This window comes from Yersinia vastinensis, from assembly GCF_902726565.1.
GTDB classification, from domain to species: domain Bacteria; phylum Pseudomonadota; class Gammaproteobacteria; order Enterobacterales; family Enterobacteriaceae; genus Yersinia; species Yersinia vastinensis.
Genome location: NZ_CACVAF010000032.1, coordinates 1 through 1,434 on the forward strand (window position 1 = coordinate 1; position 1,434 = coordinate 1,434).

A 1,434-nucleotide genomic window follows, 5' to 3' on the forward strand; every position below is an offset into this window, starting at 1 on the left:
ATAATTGCCAGTTGGCCAGAGGGGGATGTTCGCCAGATTATGCCGAGCGAGGGAATAAAACCCCTCAAGGGGAGGCCGTTTGTCCATGGGATATGGGATTGTTATGCCATCGTGCGGGACTGGTACCGGCTTGAACGTGATATTACCTTGCCTAATTTTGAGCGGTCCGATGGCTGGTGGGATCGCGGTGAAAACCTGTATATGAAGCATTATGCTGATGCTGGTTTTTATGCCCACACAGAGCCATTAGAGGTGGGGGATGTCATACTGATGCAGTACAAAGCGAATGAACCGAATCATGCGGGTGTTTATCTTGGCGATGGCAAAATGATACACCATCGCTATGGTTCACTGAGTGAAATTGTCCCTTATGGTGGTTACTGGCTCGATCGCACTATTAAGGTGTTGCGGTACCAAACCCCGGAGTAAATGCTATCATTCGGTTTTCTGCATGGAGATAAACGGATGAAAAGGTTGTTCCTATTGGTAGCTATAACTGCATTATTATCTGGCTGCTTGACCTCCCCTAATGAAATAAGGGATACAAAACCTATAATTTCAGGGCATACAACAAAATCAGCTCATGCATATATAGGGTGTGTGTTGAACAACTGGAATGAAAAAGAGTTAACAGATCCAGTAGTTGCCCAGCCAACAGCAAATGGTTATTCAGCTCAAGTAAATGATATGGCCAGAGGTGTGGTGGTTTTACTCGACGTAGAAAGTGATCCATCTGGTGGTAATAATTTCAAACTGTATCAAAAAAGAGACCTCTATTTTTATAATGCAGCAGTTTTATCCTGTAAGTAACTATTAATCAATCTAAACCCGCTTCGGCGGGTTTTTTATTGGGGGTAGTATGTCAGAAGTAAAAACAATTCGTTTATATGGTCAGTTAAAGCAATTTACAGAAAATAAAGACGGAATCTTTCGTTTTGCTGCCAGTTCAACACAAGAAGCGATTAAAGCCTGCTGTGTATTATTACCGGGCTTTGAGCGATTTCTTAATGAAGCAAAAGATAAAGGGCTTACGTTCGCTGTTTTTAAGGGAAAACGTAATATATCTAAAGATGAGTTGGAATTTAATATTGGTGATGAAGAAATAAAAATAGCTCCAATAATTATTGGTAGTAAAAAGGCTGGGTTATTTCAAACTATTTTAGGTGCAGTGCTTATAGCCGCTGCTCTTTGGAATCCAGTCATTGGTGGAGCTGCGCTTATGTCTGCAAAAGTAGCCTATGGTGTTGGCATGATGGGAGCATCCTTGGCTCTAGGTGGAATGGTTCAAATGCTCTCACCTCAGCAAGGTGGGCTGGCAATGCGCGAATCACCTGATAATAAACCGTCTTACGCATTTGGTGGGCCGGTTAACTCCATTGCTCAGGGTAATCCAGTGCCACTGGGGTACGGTAAGCGTCGAATTGGCGGGGCGTT

Annotated in this window: 3 protein-coding genes; all 3 read left to right on the forward strand. The window is 43.2% G+C overall.

Annotation, left to right across the window (positions count from 1 at the left end; genetic code table 11):
• Window positions 1-429: NlpC/P60 family protein (locus HUZ92_RS20670; protein ID WP_174846890.1), on the forward strand; the 429-nt coding region annotated here is incomplete at its 5' end.
• A gap of 36 nt (window positions 430-465) precedes the next feature.
• Window positions 466-810, forward strand: a complete 345-nt coding sequence (locus HUZ92_RS20675; protein WP_050879096.1) for a putative periplasmic lipoprotein — start codon at window positions 466-468, stop codon at window positions 808-810.
• A gap of 49 nt (window positions 811-859) precedes the next feature.
• Window positions 860-1,434 (forward strand): tail assembly protein (locus tag HUZ92_RS20680; RefSeq protein ID WP_145580097.1); only part of this gene is annotated, 575 nt, incomplete at its 3' end.

What these genes read in the sequence shown, in the direction of transcription:
- HUZ92_RS20675 (WP_050879096.1), top strand. Translation starts at nt 466, where the DNA reads ATGAAAAGGTTGTTCCTATTGGTAGCTATAACTGCATTATTATCTGGC.